General features: G+C 37.0%; 15 protein-coding genes and 3 pseudogenes. 6 read left to right on the forward strand and 12 right to left on the reverse strand.

All coding sequences use genetic code 11. The annotated features are described in order from the left end of the window. The first annotated feature begins 322 nt into the window (after window positions 1–322). Window positions 323–2,363, forward strand: a pseudogene (locus tag QL998_RS17965) (EAL domain-containing protein). A gap of 98 nt (window positions 2,364–2,461) precedes the next feature. After that, entirely contained in the window at window positions 2,462–4,633 is a 2,172-nt protein-coding gene (locus tag QL998_RS17970) for a S46 family peptidase (RefSeq protein ID WP_024605998.1), read from the forward strand. Window positions 4,634–4,738: 105 nt separating this feature from the next. Here QL998_RS17970 and map read toward each other — a convergent pair whose 3' ends face one another. Together map and QL998_RS17980 are read right to left on the reverse strand one after the other, a co-directional pair. Further along, on the reverse strand, window positions 4,739–5,515 hold the full coding sequence (map, locus tag QL998_RS17975) for a type I methionyl aminopeptidase (protein WP_024605997.1): 777 nt from the start codon (window positions 5,513–5,515) through the stop codon (window positions 4,739–4,741). After that, on the reverse strand, window positions 5,508–5,714 hold the full coding sequence (locus QL998_RS17980; RefSeq protein WP_024596935.1) for a ParD-like family protein: 207 nt from the start codon (window positions 5,712–5,714) through the stop codon (window positions 5,508–5,510). Before QL998_RS17980 ends, map begins: the two co-directional genes overlap by 8 nt. 204 nt (window positions 5,715–5,918) lie before the next feature. On the opposite strand from QL998_RS17980, the gene QL998_RS17985 reads away from it, so the two are divergent. From QL998_RS17985 to gntR, 3 genes are all read left to right on the forward strand, one after another. After that, a complete protein-coding gene (locus QL998_RS17985) occupies window positions 5,919–8,438 on the forward strand; it encodes a bifunctional diguanylate cyclase/phosphodiesterase (protein ID WP_290193205.1) in 2,520 nt (839 codons plus the stop codon). A gap of 308 nt (window positions 8,439–8,746) precedes the next feature. After that, complete coding sequence (locus QL998_RS17990) at window positions 8,747–10,018, forward strand: aminotransferase class I/II-fold pyridoxal phosphate-dependent enzyme (protein WP_290193206.1); 1,272 nt, start codon at window positions 8,747–8,749, stop codon at window positions 10,016–10,018. 225 nt (window positions 10,019–10,243) lie between these two features. Beyond that, window positions 10,244–11,254, forward strand: a complete 1,011-nt coding sequence (gntR, locus tag QL998_RS17995) for a gluconate operon transcriptional repressor GntR (RefSeq protein ID WP_024604207.1) — start codon at window positions 10,244–10,246, stop codon at window positions 11,252–11,254. A gap of 95 nt (window positions 11,255–11,349) precedes the next feature. On the opposite strand, the gene gntU is transcribed toward gntR, so the two are convergent. Further along, entirely contained in the window at window positions 11,350–12,693 is a 1,344-nt protein-coding gene (gene gntU / locus QL998_RS18000) for a gluconate transporter (RefSeq protein ID WP_024604208.1), read from the reverse strand. A 150-nt stretch (window positions 12,694–12,843) separates the two neighbouring features. Here gntU and QL998_RS18005 point away from each other — a divergent pair, with 150 nt between their 5' ends. Next, the gene (locus tag QL998_RS18005) at window positions 12,844–13,392 is read left to right on the forward strand and encodes a gluconokinase (protein WP_024604209.1); all 549 of its coding nucleotides are present in this window, start codon (window positions 12,844–12,846) and stop codon (window positions 13,390–13,392) included. A gap of 40 nt (window positions 13,393–13,432) precedes the next feature. Here the strand turns inward: QL998_RS18005 and QL998_RS18010 are convergent, their stop codons facing one another. The 9 genes and pseudogenes from QL998_RS18010 to QL998_RS18045 form a co-directional block, all read right to left on the reverse strand. Then, entirely contained in the window at window positions 13,433–13,621 is a 189-nt protein-coding gene (locus tag QL998_RS18010) for a DUF1289 domain-containing protein (protein WP_002960277.1), read from the reverse strand. 2 nt (window positions 13,622–13,623) lie between these two features. Next, on the reverse strand, window positions 13,624–14,178 hold the full coding sequence (locus QL998_RS18015) for a hypothetical protein (RefSeq protein WP_024604210.1): 555 nt from the start codon (window positions 14,176–14,178) through the stop codon (window positions 13,624–13,626). A 108-nt stretch (window positions 14,179–14,286) separates the two neighbouring features. Continuing rightward, on the reverse strand, window positions 14,287–14,901 hold the full coding sequence (hisIE, locus tag QL998_RS18020) for a bifunctional phosphoribosyl-AMP cyclohydrolase/phosphoribosyl-ATP diphosphatase HisIE (protein WP_024604211.1): 615 nt from the start codon (window positions 14,899–14,901) through the stop codon (window positions 14,287–14,289). Then, window positions 14,892–15,671, reverse strand: a complete 780-nt coding sequence (hisF, locus tag QL998_RS18025) for an imidazole glycerol phosphate synthase subunit HisF (protein WP_290193207.1) — start codon at window positions 15,669–15,671, stop codon at window positions 14,892–14,894. Before hisF ends, hisIE begins: the two co-directional genes overlap by 10 nt. Before the next feature lie 392 nt (window positions 15,672–16,063). Beyond that, a complete protein-coding gene (locus QL998_RS18030; protein ID WP_343222886.1) occupies window positions 16,064–17,350 on the reverse strand; it encodes a diguanylate cyclase in 1,287 nt (428 codons plus the stop codon). Continuing rightward, a complete protein-coding gene (locus tag QL998_RS18035; RefSeq protein WP_050582183.1) occupies window positions 17,346–17,693 on the reverse strand; it encodes a PAS domain S-box protein in 348 nt (115 codons plus the stop codon). Before QL998_RS18035 ends, QL998_RS18030 begins: the two co-directional genes overlap by 5 nt. Before the next feature lie 44 nt (window positions 17,694–17,737). Next, a complete protein-coding gene (locus QL998_RS18040; RefSeq protein ID WP_050582184.1) occupies window positions 17,738–18,436 on the reverse strand; it encodes an MHYT domain-containing protein in 699 nt (232 codons plus the stop codon). Window positions 18,437–18,757: 321 nt separating this feature from the next. After that, window positions 18,758–18,913 (reverse strand): annotated as a pseudogene (locus QL998_RS20790) (SDR family NAD(P)-dependent oxidoreductase); the annotation flags it as partial. A gap of 135 nt (window positions 18,914–19,048) precedes the next feature. After that, window positions 19,049–19,145: pseudogene (locus QL998_RS18045) on the reverse strand (IS5/IS1182 family transposase); the annotation flags it as partial.

The raw sequence follows: 19,145 nt of genomic DNA on the forward strand, positions 1-19,145 counted from the left end.
TTTGAGGAGCTTGGTTTATATCCAATAGAAAAAGTGAATACGGGATGGCTTGCTTTATCAGCGTTTAGGAAATAAGTTGATAAAATGTGAAGGGTACAGGAGCCGTATACGAGGTCCGTACGTACGGTTCTGTGAGAGGGATGAGGCATAAGCCTCACCCTACTCGATGTATAATGGCGTATATAATGTACATGGAAATTTAATATTAAAATTAAATTTAATTATTATTTGGTGTTTTTTATTACTAAATAAAATTACTTATGGATATAGCCTCAAAATGAAATTAGACGACGTTGCTTCAGACTTAACCAACTAATTTGTAATTAACGACTATTTGCACCAGTTATTTGATGCGGTAAATGTAATTTCTGTTCAAGGTTATGACAATGAGCGTCGTGTTATTTATTGGAATGAAGGCAGTGTGCGACTTTACGGATACACCAAAGAAGAGGCCATAGGGCAAAAAATAGAAGACCTTATAATTCCAGAATCAATGTGTGAATTTGTAATTGACGCACACAGTGATTGGGTAAAAAAAGATATAGAAATTCCAGCATCTGAAATTATCTTACAAGACAAAGATGGAGACAATGTATCGGTTTTTTCCAGCCATGTTATGTTTACAAATCAATATAATACAAAACAAATGTACTGTATTGATATTGATTTATCTGAGGTTAAAAAGGCACAAGCAGATGCGTCATTTAATGAGCATATGCTAAAAACTATTTTTGGAGCAATTCCTGACTTATTTTTCTTGATGGAAAATGATGGAACTATTATTGAGTATCATGCCAGTAATGAGACCGATCTCTACACCAAGCCAAAGCAATTTATTGGTAAAAAAAATGGGTGATGTACTCCCTCAAGATGTAGCCAAAAAATTTGAAACCTATATCAGCCTTGTATTAGAAAAAGAGCAGATGATGAGCTTTAAATACGAGCTAGCTTTGCCCCATGGGCTCGTTTTTTTGAAGCAAGAATAAATAACAGAACATAACCAGTTAATGGTTATTATTCGAGATATTACCGAACAGCATAAATCAGATGAACTAATTAGACATCAAGCGTATTACGATAGTTTAACTTCGCTTCCAAATCGTTTTTTAGCACTTGATCGTTTGTCGCAATTACTTATTGAAGCACAAAGAAATAACGAAAAAGCAGCGGTACTGTTTTTAGATTTAGATGATTTTAAAAAAATAAATGACTCTTTAGGCCATGAAACAGGAGACAAACTTTTAATTGAATCAGCGCAAAGGCTACAAGAGGCACTGCGAAAAGACGACACGGTAGGGCGCCTAGGTGGAGATGAGTTTATCGTATTACTACGAGGTATAACTGATCACCATGCAGCGCTAAAAATTACTGAAAAACTGGTCAATAACTTTAGAGCCCCTTTTAAAATTGAGGGCCGGGAACACATACTAACAGCGAGTATTGGTGTAGCCATATACCCAGAAAATGGTACAACCGTTGCTGATTTATTACGAAATGCTGACACTGCAATGTATCAAGCAAAATCATATGGTCGTAATACTTATTCATTTTTTACTAAAAAGATGAACGTAATTATTCAGCGCCGACTAGTAATAGAAGAGCAGATGCGTGGCGCCCTTGAGCGTAATGAATTTGAGTTATTCTACCAGCCCCAATTTGACGCCAAAAATAAACACATCATTGGTGCAGAAGCGTTATTACGCTGGCATAACCCTGTGCTAGGTAATGTAACACCCGATGAGTTTATACCTATTGCCGAAAATACAGGATTAATTGTACCTATTGGTAAGTTTGTAATTAGCCAAGTATTAGATTTTTTAAACACATGGCAAAGTACCTGTAAACGCCAACAAAAATACACCATGGCTGTTAACTTATCTCCTCGCCAATTTAGAGACGTAGGGTTGCTCAGTTTTATTCAAAACTCATTGAGTGAAGCAAACGTAAACCCCGAAAGTTTAGAGCTTGAAATAACTGAGGGAGTATTGATGAGTTGCCACACTAATGTTGTTGATATACTGACTGAAATTACTGCATTAGGCATTAACTTATCAATGGATGACTTTGGTACAGGTTATTCATCATTAAGTTATTTGAGAGAATACCCTTTTAATGTACTTAAAATAGATAGAAGTTTTATTGATGGTATTGTACTAAACAATGAAGATTGTAATCTCGTAAAGGCAATTATTGCTATGTCGCACAGCTTAGGACTGACAGTGGTAGCCGAAGGTGTAGAAACAAAAGAGCAGCATACTTTATTGAACGAATTGGGTTGTGATTTTATGCAAGGCTTCTATTTTAGTAAACCAATACCAGCAAAACAGTTTCTTGATTTTTCGATGAATTTTGATAAAAAGTAAGATTAAACACTCGATTGTAACAATTCATTGCACGGCTATTGACCTTATTGCCCCATCGCGAGTAACCTGTTATAGAAACAAATAAAAAGGATTCTATAATGCGTTTAAAACCTCTTGTAGCTACATTAGTAGCCACATTTTCTTTATCATTTGCAAGTAGTGCCATAGCCGACGAAGGCATGTGGCAACCACACCAACTTCCAGAGTTAGAATCAATTTTAAAAGCCAAAGGGCTTGAAATTGATGTTGAATCTATTTCTAAATTAACCGAATTCCCAATGAATGCGGTAATTAGCCTAGGTGGCTGTACAGCATCGTTTGTATCGCCTAAGGGTTTAGTTGTGTCAAACCATCACTGTGTTTATGGCTCGGTGCAATACAACTCAACACCTGAAAACAATATTTTAGAAAATGGCTTTTTAGCTAAAAGTCCTACAGAAGATTTACCTGCAGCGCCGGGCTCACGCGTCTATGTAACAAAAACGGTTACCAACGTAACAGATGAAGTAATTAAAGGTACTAACGAGTTAACAGCAAAAGCACGCTACGACGCAATAGTAAAAAACGAAAAAGCGCTAGTAGCCCAGTGTGAAGCCGACGAAAGCTACCGTTGTAATGTGTATTCGTTTCATGGTGGTTTAGAGTTTTACCTAATTAAGTCACTTGAAATTAAAGACGTACGTTTATCTTACGCACCAGCTATGGGCGTAGGTAAATACGGTGGCGATATAGATAACTGGATGTGGCCGCGCCACACAGGCGACTTTGGTTTTTACCGCGCTTATGTAGGCAAAGATGGAAAACCAGCTGAGTACAGCGAAGACAACGTACCTTACGTACCAGACTCTTACCTAAAAGTAAGTGCCAAAGGCGTGCAAGAAGGCGACTTTGTAATGGTTACAGGCTACCCAGGGCGTACTAACCGCTACCGCATTGCAACAGAGGTAGATAACGTATTTAACGACAGCTACCCTAAAGCACGCGTTCATAACTCAAAATACGTGTCGCTTATTGAAGAAAACTCAGAAGACGGCAGTAAAGCGCGTATTGCTTACGAAAGCACCATTGCAGGTTATAACAACTATATTAAAAACTATGGTTCGATGATCGAAAGCTTCAAAAAAGGCACTATGCTTGAGCGCAAAAAACAGTTTGAGCAAGAGTTAACACAATGGATCAATAGCGATGGTGAGCGTAAAGAGCAATACGGAAGCGTATTAGGTGAGCTATCTGAGCTAATTGCACAATCACAAGAGCACAGTGAACGCGACCGAATGTTAGGTTATGTACATCGCTCACAGATGATCAGCACAGCACGACGTTTATACCGCCTAGCTTACGAAAAACAAAAGCCAAATAGCGAACGTGAATCTGGTTATCAAGAACGTGACTTACCTCGCATTAAAGCAGGGCTTGAGCGCATGACGCGCCGTTATGATAGCAAAGTAGACAAAGCTATTTTACTGCACTTTTTAGAGCTGTATGCAGCACTTCCAAAAGAAGAGCGCTTTAGCGAGGTTGATAACGTATTTAAAGTACAAAATGGGTTTGATAAAGCAACCCAAAGCGCGTTACTTGATAGCATGTATGAACAGTCAAGACTCGATAATGCCACTGTTCGCAATTCATTATTTGAACAATCGTTTAGCCAGCTAAATCAAAGCCAAGACCCATTTGTGCATTACGCTAAAGCAATATTTAAAGTAATGAAAGCACAGGAAGATAAATCAAAAGCACTTGCAGGTAAATTACAAGCAGCTCGTCCAAAGCTAATGAGCGCAATAATTGCGTTTAACAAAGCTAAAAACAAACCTGTATACGCCGATGCCAACAGCACACTACGAGTAACCTATGGCACCGTAGGTGGCTACTCACCTCAAGATGGCTTGGTAGCAACACCTTTTACCTCGCTTGAAGGGTTACTCGCTAAAAACACCGATGTTGACCCATTTAATGCACCTAAAAAGTTACAAGAGCAAATTAAAGCCAAGCTTTACGGTGATTACACGGGCGGCATGAATACAGTACCAGTAAACTTTTTATCAAATGTAGACACTACCGGTGGTAACTCAGGTTCGCCAACACTTAACGGCAAAGCAGAGCTTGTTGGTTTACTGTTTGACGGTGTTTACGAAAGTATTATTGGTGACTGGGATTACAACCCTGAGCTTAATCGCTCAATCCACGTTGATTCACGCTACATGCTGTGGGTAATGGATAAAGTAGATAATGCACAAAACTTATTAGACGAAATGACAATCGTAAAATAAGTAATTAGTGAGATAAGAGAAGGGCGCTTACCGTAAAGGAAGCGCCTTTTTTGTTAATCATAATGGGTTACGGTTTGTATACGTCAGTAGCATAACTTAGTTTTGCTAAGCACGCTTCTCTTCATCGCGAAGTGTTAAAACTTCGAAGCCAGTTTCTGTTACTAGAACGGTATGTTCCCACTGAGCAGAAAGTTTCTTGTCTTTTGTTACGACTGTCCATCCATCTTTTTTAGTTTTTACCTTCTTGGAACCTTGGTTGATCATAGGCTCTATAGTAAAGGTCATACCTGCTTCAAGCACTAACCCTGTATGAGGTTTACCATAATGCAAAACTTGCGGCTCTTCATGCATTTCTTTACCAATACCATGACCGCAATATTCACGTACTACACTATAACCAGAAGATTCAGCGTGCTTTTGAATAGCATAGCCAATATCACCAAGCGTTGCTTTTGGCTTTACCACCTTAATACCTTCCCACATAGCATCATAAGTCGTTTTAACCAATCGTTTGGCTTCTGAGCTTGTCGCTGCAAAAGTATACATTTTACTTGAATCACTGATATAACCATTTTTCTCTAAGGTAATATCAATATTTAAAATATCTTTGTTTTTTAATTTATAAATATTATTGGGTACACCATGGCACACTACGTCATTAACAGATGAGTTCAATGAATACCGATAGCCATATTGGCCTTTACTGGCAGGACGAGCATGTAACACATTGGTAATATAGCTTTCTACTTTAGTGTCTATATCTAACGTAGTTATGCCCTCGCAAATAAAATCATCAAGCATTTTAAATACCTGAGCTAAAAGCTTTCCTGATTCTCTCATGAGCTCAATTTCTGCATCAGTCTTTATTGTTGCTTTACTCATGCAAAAGATCCTGAATAGTAAGCTTTTCTTTTATGAGTTGTTTTTTAATTATTTCATGGTAGGTAAGTGTCGGATTTAACTCAGCAAGCATGCCTATTTTAATCCAAAACTCTGCTTGTGAATTGATAGATCTGGACATGATATTACTCGATTTTCTAATTTCTTCATGCAGCCCATCTGATATTTTCACTATTCCCATTATATATACCGTATATGGTTCATGCATGTATCGTATATAATGAAAACATGGATGTCAACTTGGAGGTCTTACAATCAAAAGTGTATTTCTCTGCCACTTCACAAGAAAAATGATTAATAAGCAATGCTTTATGTTTGCATTGAGTTATATAAGTAATCCTTTTAAACTGCATTGGGGCAGCTGATAAATTTAATGGGTTATGATATGAGATTGAATGTGACAAGAAGTGCGACTAGTATTTTATATAGCGCTATTTTGTATTTTCACTGTATTATTTTTGCACTAGGAATGGTTGAATCTACTTTTTCTGGGTATGAATTAATGAAGGTGATAAGCCCCACGACGGCAATAATTTCACTGTTAATTGCAGGCGTTTTAGCAACCATAAAAAAAGTAAGTCTATATACAAAGAAGTATTGCATCGCAATAGCTACAGTTGCTGCATTGTGTTTTCTATTTATTCAGTTTTCTTTTTTATTGCATATGAAGGTTAATTTCGATCTGGGAAGCCTTGATAACAACCCATTTACTTTATCATTGTACGCCATTTTTATGTTTACTTGTTTTTCAGCAATTACTATCAAAGCTTTTCATAAAAATATAAAAATAAATGAAATGAAAAAAATAAAATTAGTCGTATTTATAGTTGTATTAATCGGTTCAACTGTGTGGCATCAGTCATCTTTGAATCTAGTCAGAACCCAAGATGCTAATGCAAGAGAAAAAATACACTTATTAGAAACAATGATAAACCGCTCTTTGGCTTCACAGAAAAAAGCTCTAGCTAGAATAAAGACTAGAGTAGAAAAAGTTAGTTTTGAAGATTTTATGCGTCTAATTAATATAGACTCAAAAAATTACATTAGTGATTATAATATAATCAAAGGTGTTTTAGTTCTTGATAATGAATTAAATTATATTTCAGGCGATAATTTTTCTAGCAGTTTTTACTTAAATGGAATGCTAGAAAAACCTACAATAAAATTATGGCTTAAAAGAGATATAGAGGAAGTCCAATTTGCAGCTAACTCATTAACTCTAGACTCCGATATACCAATTTTAATGTTTTTAGCCCCTGTTAAACTTGCGAATCAAAGTCGTTTTTATATATTAAATTTACTAGATATGAACTTATTATTAGAGAAAAGTTATTTAAAATATCTTAGTCGGTATGATACATATTTAGAGTTAACTCCAAATGTATACTTTTCAGTAGACTATAAAAATAAAACTCAGTCTGATTTAAACAAGCTAACTAGCCGTTATAACCATTTTATCACTGAAAAAATAAATGTGATGGGTTTAGTTGAACATAATGTCTATACCTTTATCAATGACTATGAAGCAATACACATTGATACCATAATTGATCAATTAATATTATGGTTTACGTTTCTATTTATATTTATTTTTGTACTGGTAGCTGATTCATCAAGAGCCTTAGAGTTTAGTACAAAGCATGATGAATTAACTGGTTTACTGAGATTGAAAGCTTTGGAAGAAGAGTTTCTGCAGCTTAGCTCGGTTAGAGGATATAGTAATTTTGCAACTGTAATAGTTAAACTAGATTTTTATGAAGAGATACATAACTCTTTAGGTTATGAAATCAGTGATAAAATTCTGAAAAAAGCTTCTGAAAGAATAAGTATAAATGTTGACAACCGAGTATTAATTTCTAAGGGAATTAACGATAGCTTTGTTTTATATTTTACAGATACTACACCAGCTATCCTTGAGCAAAAAATTGAGGCTCTAATACTCGATTTATCTAAAGCGTACTGTATAGACACATTTGACTTCAATCTTACTGCAAGTGCTGGAGTGGTATTTTATCAAACCCCCGAATTATTTAATTTTAAGCTTAACCTTCAGCAAGCAAATATAGCCCTTGAAAAATCTACAGAGCTTGGAGGGAATCAAATACACTTTTATCAACAAATAATGGATGATAAACACAGCGAAAAAATTATTATCCGAAATAATTTACACACGGCTCTAAAGAACAACGAATTAGAAGTGTTCTACCAACCTATACATAACTTGAATGGGAACCAAATTGTAGGTGTTGAAGCGCTAGTTAGGTGGTGTTGTAACGGTGAATGGATCTCTCCGGCAAAATTTATCCCTGTAGCAGAAACTACGGGTCAAATAGTTCAAGTAGGTAAACAAGTTTTAAATCAAGTCCTTCACGATATAAAAAAACATTCGCAACTTCAAAATATAGCCGTAGCAGTTAATTTTTCAACCAAGCAGATTATTAAAGACAATTTTTCTATCGACTTACTCCATTTACTTACTCAAAATAACATCACATATAAAAATTTCACTGTTGAAGTCACTGAGTCCTCCTTTCAAGAAAAGACATCTATAGAGAAAACATTACTTGAATTAATTAATTCAGGTTTGAATGTTGCTATAGACGATTTTGGGACTGGTTTTTCAAGTTTGTCATATCTTGCTAATCAGCCCGCGAACATTATTAAAATTGATCGAGAGTTTACTCTTGGAGCGGATAAAGATACGAAAGAACGAAAGCTTTTAGATACCATTATCAAAGTTTGTTATGACTTAGGCAAAAAAGTGGTAGTAGAGGGGGTAGAAGATGAAAAGCTAATTACACACTTATCTAGATATAAAGGTATTAGGATTCAAGGATACTTTTTCTCAAAGCCGCTTCCTGTTGACCAACTTATTGAATATATTCGAGCCATACAATACAAATAATATTAGTAATTTATGTTGTCCTCTAAAGTTTCTAATACATATTTCGATTAAGCTTGTTTTATTTAGTGCTTAATACTAATTCATTAAATATAACCTTAAAATAACTTACTACCTAATGGAAGAACACAGCCATATAAAGTTTTTTTATATGGTTTTTCTAAAAAGTTCAAAAGAACATAATCCTTGAACTCATAGCTATTAACCGCCTTAACTTAAATCAAATCACCTAACAGCCTTTAATATATTTCATGTGCATTTTATAACCAAGAAGTGCTAGCTTAGTGGTAAATTAATTGAAGGAAATAATTATGAAATTAGAGTCATTAGCACTGCACCACGGTTACGAATCTGAGCCTACGACCAAATCGGCAGCCGTGCCTATTTATCACACTTCTTCTTATACATTTGACAACACGCAGCATGGCGCTGATTTATTCGATTTAAAAGTACCTGGAAATATTTACACCCGCATAATGAACCCAACCAATGCCGTACTTGAACAACGTATTGCCGCGATGGAAGGGGGCATTGGTGGGCTGGCCGTTGCCTCTGGGATGGCTGCTATTACGTATGCTATTCAATGTTTGTGTGAAGTCGGTACTAACATTGTCAGCACCAGCCAAGTATATGGTGGGACGTATAACTTATTTGCTCATACACTACCTAGGCAAGGTATTGAAGCACGCATGATTAAAGCTGATGACTTTAGCGCATTCGAGGATGCCATTGACGACAGCACCCGTGCTGTTTTTTGTGAATCTATTGGTAACCCGGCAGGTAATATTGTTGATATTGAGCGTTTAGCACGTATTGCACACAGCAAAGGTGTGCCGCTTATAGTTGATAATACCGTGGCTACGCCGTATTTATGCCGTCCATTTGAGCTGGGCGCCGATATAGTGGTTCACTCACTGACAAAGTATATAAACGGGCACGGTACTGCTATTGGCGGCATGATTGTCGACTCAGGTAAATTTGATTGGAAAGCGAATGCTACACGTTTTGCAATGATGAACGAGCCCGATCCGTCGTACCACAATGTGGTTTATACCGAAGCTTTTGCTGAAGCTGCATTTATCGGTCGCTGCAGAGTAGTGCCACTTAGAAATACCGGCGCAGCGCTTGCCCCTAAAAACGCATCTGACATTTTAATCGGCCTTGAAACCTTAGGCTTAAGAATGGATCGCCACTGCGAGAATGCACAGCAGCTAGCTGAGTATTTAGAAAATCATCCAAAAGTGCTTTGGGTTAATTACGCAGGGCTTAAATCAAGCCCGTATAACGAAATGAGCCAAAAAATTACCAGTGGTAAAGCATCGGGTATTTTAAGCTTTGGTATTGCTGGTGGCCTAGAAGCGGGTACTCGTTTTATTGATGCGCTAAACATGATTTTACGCTTAGTTAATATTGGCGATGCCAAGTCGCTTGCGTGCCATCCTGCGTCAACTACACACCGCCAATTAAATGATGAAGAGCTTGCTAATGCGGGTGTAAGTCGCGATTTAATCCGTTTGTCAGTCGGTATTGAAAACATTGTAGATATAATTGCCGATGTAAGCCAAGCGCTCGATAAAGCTTAAAATTACATTAATTAGAAATGCTTGTTCAGCTTTACTGTAAATACAGTATTGTTTGTTAAAAAGGTTTAGGTTTTCTAAACCTTTTTAGCCATTCATTTAGCTACAGTTTAAATACAGGCGGTAGGCTAAATATTTATTACTTTAACCTAAATAAAATGGGCTAAAAGTAGTGATTTTTCACAATAGTTGATATGTTACAAGTAACATTTTATTTAATTGTGTGTGATGAAAAAAAACAAACGTTCTTCTCTTCAAGATATTGCCGATGCGGTTGGTGTAACCAAAATGACGGTGAGTCGTTATTTACGTAATCCCGAAAAAGTATCAGAGTCTACTCGCACTAAAATTAGTGCAGCTATTGATACGCTAGGTTACATTGCAAATAAAGCCCCTGATTTACTCTCTAATGCTAAAAGTTACTCTATTGGTGTACTAGTCCCATCGTTAACGAATCACGTGTTTGCTCAAGTTATAAAAGGCATTGAAGATGTAACAGGGCCTGCAGGGTATCAAACAATGTTAGCCCATTATGGTTATAACCCTGAAATTGAAGAAAAACGGGTTGAGTATCTATTGTCGTATCACGTTGATGGTTTAATTTTATCAGAAACCACACACACAGACAGAACGCTAAAAATGATTGAAACGTCAGGCGTACCTGTGATTGAAATAATGGATACTCATCACTCTCCTATGCAGCAAGCGATTGGTTTTGATAACGTTAAAGCCGCTTTTGATATGACGACGGCACTTTTAAATAAAGGCTATCGCAATATTGTTTATATAGGTGCAAGGCTCGATGTACGAACACGCCTAAAATTTCAAGGTTATTCAGATGCTATGTTAGCTAAAGGCTTTACGCCTAAAAGTGTGATGACTGATCAAGCTTCATCTTATAGTTTAGGCGCTGAACTTTTACAAAAAGCGCGTACTGACTACCCAAATACTGACTGTTTGTTTTGTACTAATGATGATTTAGCAATTGGGGCTATTTTTGAATGCCAGCGAAACAACATTTTAGTGCCTAGCCAAATAGGGATTGTGGGTTTTCATGGTCATGATATTGGCCAAGCAATGGTGCCTCAATTAGCAAGTGTGATCACCCCTCGTTATCAGATAGGTAATGTTGCGGGAAGAGAGTTGTTGAGCCGCATTAATTCCGATTTGGATACTAGCATGAATTATAAGCAAGTAATTGATACTGGTTATATAGTTCATCTAGGTGAGAGTGTTTAAATACTTAAATTACCTGTGCCTAATTACCTGAGCCTAAATAACAAAAGGCTCAGGTAATTTTTATATGTGTGATGATAACTCTACATACTGTAATTTTACAAAAACAGAGAAATAATCATAGCGACAAGTGCGCCAACAGTACCAATAATAGTTTCCATTACCGTCCACGTTTTAAGAGTTTGCATTTCGCTCAAACCGAGATAGCGACTCGCTAACCAAAATCCTGAGTCGTTTACATGGGAGAGCACAATAGAGCCCCCACCAATAGCGATAGTGACAGCGGCAAGCTGCGCTCCATCAAGGCCTAAAGGCTGAAGCATTGGAATAATTAAGCCACACGCTGTAAGCATAGCTACTGTCGCAGAGCCTTGAATAACCCGCACAGCGGCTGATAATACAAAAGCGAGTATTACAATTGGTAATCCTGAGCCAGCTAAGTAATTACCTAGTGCAGTACCTACTCCTGAATCAACTAATACTTGTTTAAATACCCCACCGGCACCAGTGACAAGAATAATAATTCCTGCAGGTTGTAAGGCACTACCACAAATTTCCATGATTCTAGCATTCGGGACACCGCGCCTTGCACCGAGCAAATAAAATGCCATTAGGCAGGCAACTAAAATTGCTGTAAATGGATGTCCTATAAAGGCTAACCAATTATATAAATCAGAGTCTCTTTCAACAAAGCGACTACCAATAGTATTTAAACTAATCATAATTAACGGCAGAGCAATTAAACCTAATGCTAATCCAAAACTAGGCGTCCCTTTACCAACTCTTTGGTTATCATCGATTTGTTCGTGCTGTGGGAGTTCTACATGAATAGATTTAGAAATAATAGAGCCCCAAATTGGACCTCCTATAATCATTGCCGGTATGGCAGCAATAAGGCCAAATAAAATCATATAACCATAGTCAGCGCCTAATTGAGAGGCAACCAAAATCGGCCCTGGCGCAGGAATAAGAAATGCCTGACAAGATGCTATCCCAGCAAGTAGCCCAATACCAATTTTAACAACGCTGCCACCGCCTTTTCGTACCACAGCAAAAACAATACCGATTAAAAGTACAACGGCTACATCAAAAAAGAGGGGGAGGGCACAAATAAAGCCCGTAAAGGTAAGCGCCCAATTAGCGTTTTTTTCTCCAAAACGGTGTAAAAGTGTGTGGGCAATGCGATCCAGCGCGCCGGTTTCTTCCATTACTTTGCCAAACATTGCGCCTAAAGCGACCACCACCGCTACAAAGCCTAGTGTTCCGGCCATTCCTTTTTGAATTGTAGCGGCAATTATTTCTGGGCTCATTCCTGAGAATAATCCTGCAATCATAGAAACAAGGATCAAAGAGACGACAGCATGTAGTCGTACTTTCATTACTAAAAATAGCAATAAAAATATGGAGCCTACCGCTGTTAGTATTAATGATAAATCTGACATTTTTCCCTACTTATATTCAGTGTGAATTATGATGTTTAGTGTGTGTTTAACTTCACTTTCGTATTTGTTACGGGTAACATGTTACCCGTAACTCAATATAATATATACATTGAAAATAATTAATTATTAAATTAAAGCGAGGGTAAATACATGAGTAACACAAATGTAGGTCGTATTTATATTGTAATGGGGGTTTCAAGCACAGGAAAGTCAAGTGTGGGTGATGCATTAGCAAAGCGCATTGGCGCTAAATTTATCGACGGAGACGACTTACATCCCAAGGCTAATATATTAAAGATGTCATCTGGGCAGCCTTTAAATGATGCTGATCGTGTGCCTTGGCTCGAAAGAATACGTGATGCTGCATTTAGCATTGAAAAGAAAAATGAAGTCGCGGTAATAGTCTGCTCAGCATTAAAAAAGAAATACCGAGAACAAATATGTGATGGAAATACAGGCATTACCTTTTTACATCTTTTTGGTGATTTTGAGCTGGTTAAAAGCCGTATGCAGGACAGAAAAGGGCATTTTATGCCTGTTGATTTACTCAAAAGCCAATTTGAAGCGCTAGAAGTTCCAAAAGAAGATGAGCCCAATGTTATAAATATAGATATTAATAACTCATTTGAGCAAGTAGTCGAAAGCTGTATTAGCGCAACTAAAATGAATACCCACAACAAGTTAAAAGTTTTTAGTTAATCAATTAACTGTTACTTTTAACATTTAAAGGCTTTATTTGTTATGAGTTAGCGTCTGCTCGTGGTGTTTCTAAAATCGCTTTTTTTTCATCTTCAGATAATATTATCCAATCAAAAATTTCTTCGTTAGTACGCCCACACCCGGTGCAGTAACCGCTGCGCCTTTCGCATATTCCTAGGCAATCAGTTTTAAATTTAGATGGTTTTTTGTTTTGATTTAATTGGCGCATTATTAAAGTCCTAACGGTGGAGCAATTTCAAAGCGAGTAGAAAACCCATTACCTTCTTGATTGGTAGCAAGTGTAATGACAGGGGTTTTAGTATCAAGTACAAAGGTGCTGTAAATTGAACTTGCTGTTTCTTTTTGGCTTTCCAACCAACCTGTTTTGGTTAAGCATTGGCGCAATTGCTTAGCCAGTTTTTGATGAGACTTTATTGTTTGCGTTTGTGTTTTAACAGGTGTTTGGCATTGGTAGCTTGCTTGCTCTGACTTATTTAAAGTAACTGTACAGTTTGCTCCAATTATATGAGTATTAGTACGCCATTGATTAGTAAACTGGTTATTTACTTTATCTGTTTTGATTGAATTAAAACCAGACTCATAACCATTTATTAGGTTATTTATGGTGCTGCATTCATCGGGTGTTACTGTGGTTTTTATAGACTGATTCGTTGTAGTAGTGGTTGCTGTAGTTGTAGTCTGATTAGTTTTGCTGGTACAGCCCGCTAAAATAAACGCGACGACTAAAATAAATGCGACAATAGAAGGAGTAATATAGTTTTTCATAGTTCACAGTAACCGATTAATTTAGCCACGCACTATATCACACGTGATTTACTGTAAAAATAAAAAAGCCCATATAAATATGAGCCTCTTTGTTAGTCACAACTAATGCTATTTATGGCGACCTTGCAAGCATTTAACTACATCTTCAAGGGCTAAGCCTTGGCGTTGTAGTAATACAGTCAGGTGATAAATTAAATCAGCAGACTCGTTTGTTAGCTCATCGTTATCGTGTTTCATAGCGGCAAGGGCAACTTCTACGCCTTCTTCACCTACTTTTTGACAACTACGGCTTAAGTCTTTTGCAAATAATGACGCTGTGTAGCTTTTTTCAGGGTCATCATTTTTACGCGCAACAATCACATCTTCTAACTGTGCTAAAAAGCTTAAACTTGGTTTTGATTCATCACCAAAACAGCTTTGTGTGCCTAAGTGACACGTTGGGCCTTCTGGGTTGGCAAGTACTAAAATTGAATCGTAGTCACAATCTGTATGCACAGATACTACGTTTAAGTAGTTTTCTGATGACTCGCCTTTAGTCCATAAACGCGATTTTGAACGCGAGTAAAACGTTACCTTATTGGTATCAAGCGTAACAGCGAGTGCTTCGCTGTTCATAAAGCCTTGCATTAAAATAACACCAGAGCGGGCATCTTGAATAATCGCAGGGATCATATCACTTTTAGCGAAATCGACCTGAGCTTGGTTTTGTTGTGTTACTTGCATAATCTTGCTGCCACTTGGTTATCTGTTAAAAATTGTTTTAGTTCGCCAATGTTAATCACATTTTTATGAAAAACGCTGGCAGCTAATGCACCATCTACTTTGCTTTGTTTAAATACATCAACAAAATCTTGCATACTACCCGCACCGCCAGAGGCGATTAAAGGAATGTCACACAGATCGCGAATTTTACTTAGTTGCTCGTTGTCGTAACCGTTACGAACGCCATCTTGGTTCATACAGTTTAATACAATTTCGCCTGCGCCTAGGTCTTGTACGCGTTTAACCCATTCTTGTGTTTTATAGCGCGTACGGCTTGATGCATTAGGATCGCCGGTTAATTGGTAAACTAAATACTCGCCGGTAATTTCATCAAAAAAGCTGTCAATGCCGACTACAACACATTGCTTACCAAACTCATCGTGTAATTCTTTAATAAGTTCAGGACGCGCAATAGCAGGGCTGTTAATGCTGATTTTGTCTGCGCCGCGTTCAAGTACGCGAGCTGCATCGGCAACCGACTTAATACCGCCTGCCACGCAAAAAGGAATATCAATATGGCGGGCAATACTCTCTACCCAATTTACATCGAGTAAGCGTTTTTCAACACTGGCACTAATTTCGTAAAAAACCAGTTCGTCTGCACCGGCTTCGCTGTAAGCTTTTGCCATAGTTAAAATATCACCAACTACTTCATGGCCTTTAAACTTTACGCCTTTGACTACTTGGCCGTCTTTAACGTCGAGACATGGAATTATACGTTTTGATAACATGGGAAAGTCTCGCAGGTAGTGTGTTTATTTTTAAAAATCATAGCTACTATTCTTTTCGTTAATATTTTGCATTAATAACAACACTAAAAACATTATTGTCAGCAAAAAGTCATATTAATAATTACCTACAGTATATATATATCTAAGCGTTATTTATAGGCGAAATATCTTATAGTTAATTACTTTTAAAGCTATTCAGAGGATTGTATAAATAACAAAAAGTGCGTGTTTACGGATGCTAATTACGTGCTGTATTAATGCGTTAACCTATAATGAACGGCTCTAAGCAGCCGCTAACTTAGCGCTTTTTAGGATATACATAGTGAAGCTGTAGGAATATTTGAGTTTTTCAGTTCAGTTGATTTAAGTTATGTATTGTTAAAATTAAATGCTCAACTTAAATTGACTTGTGGTTGGCTGTTATTAGCATGATCATGCTTTTTACTTTTATGTTCATACATTCTTTTATCCGCTTTGTTAAGTAACTCATCTAAGTTTGCTGCTTCGTCGGGATATAACGCATAGCCAATGCTCACTGTAATTAAGAGTTCGTTATCTTGCAACACAATAGGTAACTCAATAGCGTTTAAGTATCTGGTTATTTGTTTTTCTATTTGGTTGACGTTTTCAATATCGGTGCTTATAACAACGAACTCATCCCCGCCAATACGCGCGATACAGTCTGTTTTACGGGTAATATCCTTTAAACGATCGGCTATTACGGTTAATACAAAATCGCCAACTATATGGCCGTGAGTATCGTTTATTGGCTTAAGTTTATCTAAGTCAAAATATAAACAAGCTACTTTACTGTTCTCTTGTTTAGCTTTTCTAAACTCACATTCAGCAAACTTTGTTAGGCTGTTACGGTTTGCAAGCCCTGTTAAATAATCGGTTTGAGCTAGTTTTAGTACTTCGTTTTCAGCGATAATACGCTTTGAAATATCAGAATTAATACCGACTATGCTATCACCATATACTCGGCCATCGGCGTTTATATAACGTATTGTTCCACAGGGCAGTATAATTTTAAATTCAGCATGAAACTTTTCATTGTTTGCTATTGCCTTGGTCAGGCTATTTGTAACACTATCATAATCATCAGGATGAATTGTTTGTGACCACTGAGCATAGTTACTAGAAAAAGTACTCTTTTTAATGCCATAAAGTGTGTGCATCCAATCATCCCAAATAAGCACATCGGTTTTAAAGTTCCATTCCCATATGCCAACATTAGCCGCATCTGCGGCTAATGCCATTCGATGATGCAAATTATCTAGCTCAATTCTAGCTTCTCTGAGCTCAGTAATATCTTCAGCAATACCAAGTAAAAACTTAGCCTTACCTATACTATCTTTTATAATCACCTTGTGAGTACGTAAATAACGAGTTGTTCCATTTATGGTTACGGGTTCTTCGTTAATTGTTAGCGAATTGTTGGAGTTCAATACTTTGCGATCAGCTTTTACAAAAAACTTTGCTTGCTCTGCTGGGAATATATCAAAGTCATTTAGTCCAATAAGCTGTTCTTGTGATTTACCAAGTAATTTTTCAGCGGCTTTATTTACATGACTATAATTTAGGCTCTTAGTTTCTTTAATAAATAAAATGTTAGGTAGGGTATCAAATATAGTTTGTGTAAAGGCTTCTTGGTTTTGAATATCGGTTAAATCTTTAATAGTAGCGACTAAAGGGGGCGTTAGATAACTCGCTTATAGGGTTGATTGCGATTGTTATGGGAAAAACTTGCCCACACTTATTGCACCCCTGTAATAATTGGCTTTTGCCAAAGTTGGATTGATCTTCATTAAATGAATGATAAAACTTTGCATGCTTTTTTGGCAGCAATATAGCAATGTTTTTGCCAATTAACGCTTGTTGCTCAAAACCAAATACTTTTGCAGTTACAGGGTTGGCAAATTCGATAATGCCTTGTCGATCAAAACATATCACTACGTCTTGCACTGTATTAAGTACTGCTTTTAACTTTGCCGATAACAAGCTTCTGGCACGTAATTCCATACTGCCTACTAAAAATAAGCTCAATACTAGCACTACAAATATAATCACTTGGGCAAGTTGTGCACTGTTGTCATTTGCAAGGTAGTATGGCTAGATTCAAATACATACATAGAGAGCATACCAATATAATGCATACCCGAAATAGCACTGCCCATTACCAGCGCTGCTAAGAAGTTAACCCGCTTTTGTTTATTTTGCGTTGTTTGGCGTAATTCATTTATTTTTAAAGCTAAACCCGAAAGTGCTACGGCAACAAATACAGAGAACGTAAACAGAATGGGCTCATAAGCCATATGCGCTGGCATTATCATGGCTATCATACCTACGTAATGCATACTGCAAATACCTAAGCCCATAAGTATACTTCTAAACCATAAGTGTTTAAAACGCTCTAAATTAGGGGATATAACAAAATAACTAGCAAATATACTGGGTAAAATTGAAACTAGTGTTATAGGTATATTGTATCTTACAGGAATAGGGAGTTGGTAGGCTAACATGCCAACAAAATGCATTGCCCAAATACCTGCACCTAAAAAGCATGATGACAGTAGGGTCCAAAAAAGCTTTTCGTTTTTAAGTTGCGCGCCTTTAATACGAGCAGAAAGTAAAAATGAAATATAAGATGCAAATACCGCTGTAAATACAGATGCTAAAACAAGTATGGGGTCATATTTGGCTGTGATCACCGCTGCTTTGAGCATTTCTGGCGTTACAAAATGTAGCGTTAAATGATTAGTCAATGCGGTCCCTCACCTTAATTATAAGCTCTAAGGGCCTATTTATGAATAACTTAAGTATAGTATACAAATATAGTGTTGACCATTAAATGCTTAACTGAAAAATATTACTTTGGGTTATTTTAGTACCGTTAGTATGAGGGTTTTTAGAGGTTTTATAACGGGGAAATAGGGTTAAGCAAGTTGGTTATGTTAAGTAAGTTGCGATATAAAATGAGTTTGTTGGATTAACTATGGAGTTAGCTTTAACGTATTGATAATAAAAGTATGAAGTAACATTGTTTTAATACTTCAGAGGTAAGCACTTTTTAAGTGCATCAGTACTTACAGCGCGTGGGCCATGGCGCTAATAGCGGGGCTGTTGTTAACGCTCGCTATAGAAGAGATATTAATTATGCTGCCATAATCGCTATTTTTCATGTGAGGAGCCACTAATTGACAAAGTCGGCACATGGTAAACACATTCATATCAAATACGCGTTTAAATTGGCTACTTTAATGTCGCAAGGGCTTTATTTACCTGTACCATCGCCGCCAACAGTGTTAACAAGTAGGCCGATGGGCACTTTATTAAAGTTATGAAGCTAGGGGCTGTTGATCTTTGTAGTACATATATCAATCAGCCCACATTGGTAGCCACATCATAGTAAATGCTAAAGCGAGCATTGAATGATAATTTCGTTCAAGCTTTTCATACCGCGTGGCTATCCCT

The sequence above is a fragment of the Pseudoalteromonas sp. APC 3691 genome (genome assembly GCF_030408135.1).
In the GTDB taxonomy this organism is placed as follows: Bacteria; Pseudomonadota; Gammaproteobacteria; order Enterobacterales; family Alteromonadaceae; genus Pseudoalteromonas.

Excerpts from the sequence above, each read along its gene's own strand:
- QL998_RS18010 (WP_002960277.1), bottom strand. The coding sequence starts at position 13,621 with ATGCGCCAATTAAATCAAAACAAAAAACCATCTAAATTTAAAACTGAT.
- QL998_RS17985 (WP_290193205.1), top strand. The coding sequence starts at position 5,919 with ATGAGATTGAATGTGACAAGAAGTGCGACTAGTATTTTATATAGCGCT.
- QL998_RS18005 (WP_024604209.1), top strand. The coding sequence starts at position 12,844 with ATGAGTAACACAAATGTAGGTCGTATTTATATTGTAATGGGGGTTTCA.
- QL998_RS18035 (WP_050582183.1), bottom strand. The coding sequence starts at position 17,693 with ATGGAATTACGTGCCAGAAGCTTGTTATCGGCAAAGTTAAAAGCAGTA.
- QL998_RS17970 (WP_024605998.1), top strand. The coding sequence starts at position 2,462 with ATGCGTTTAAAACCTCTTGTAGCTACATTAGTAGCCACATTTTCTTTA.
- map (WP_024605997.1), bottom strand. The coding sequence starts at position 5,515 with ATGAGTAAAGCAACAATAAAGACTGATGCAGAAATTGAGCTCATGAGA.
- hisF (WP_290193207.1), bottom strand. The coding sequence starts at position 15,671 with ATGTTATCAAAACGTATAATTCCATGTCTCGACGTTAAAGACGGCCAA.
- QL998_RS17990 (WP_290193206.1), top strand. The coding sequence starts at position 8,747 with ATGAAATTAGAGTCATTAGCACTGCACCACGGTTACGAATCTGAGCCT.
- hisIE (WP_024604211.1), bottom strand. The coding sequence starts at position 14,901 with ATGCAAGTAACACAACAAAACCAAGCTCAGGTCGATTTCGCTAAAAGT.
- QL998_RS17980 (WP_024596935.1), bottom strand. The coding sequence starts at position 5,714 with ATGGGAATAGTGAAAATATCAGATGGGCTGCATGAAGAAATTAGAAAA.
- gntU (WP_024604208.1), bottom strand. The coding sequence starts at position 12,693 with ATGTCAGATTTATCATTAATACTAACAGCGGTAGGCTCCATATTTTTA.
- gntR (WP_024604207.1), top strand. The coding sequence starts at position 10,244 with ATGAAAAAAAACAAACGTTCTTCTCTTCAAGATATTGCCGATGCGGTT.
- QL998_RS18015 (WP_024604210.1), bottom strand. The coding sequence starts at position 14,178 with ATGAAAAACTATATTACTCCTTCTATTGTCGCATTTATTTTAGTCGTC.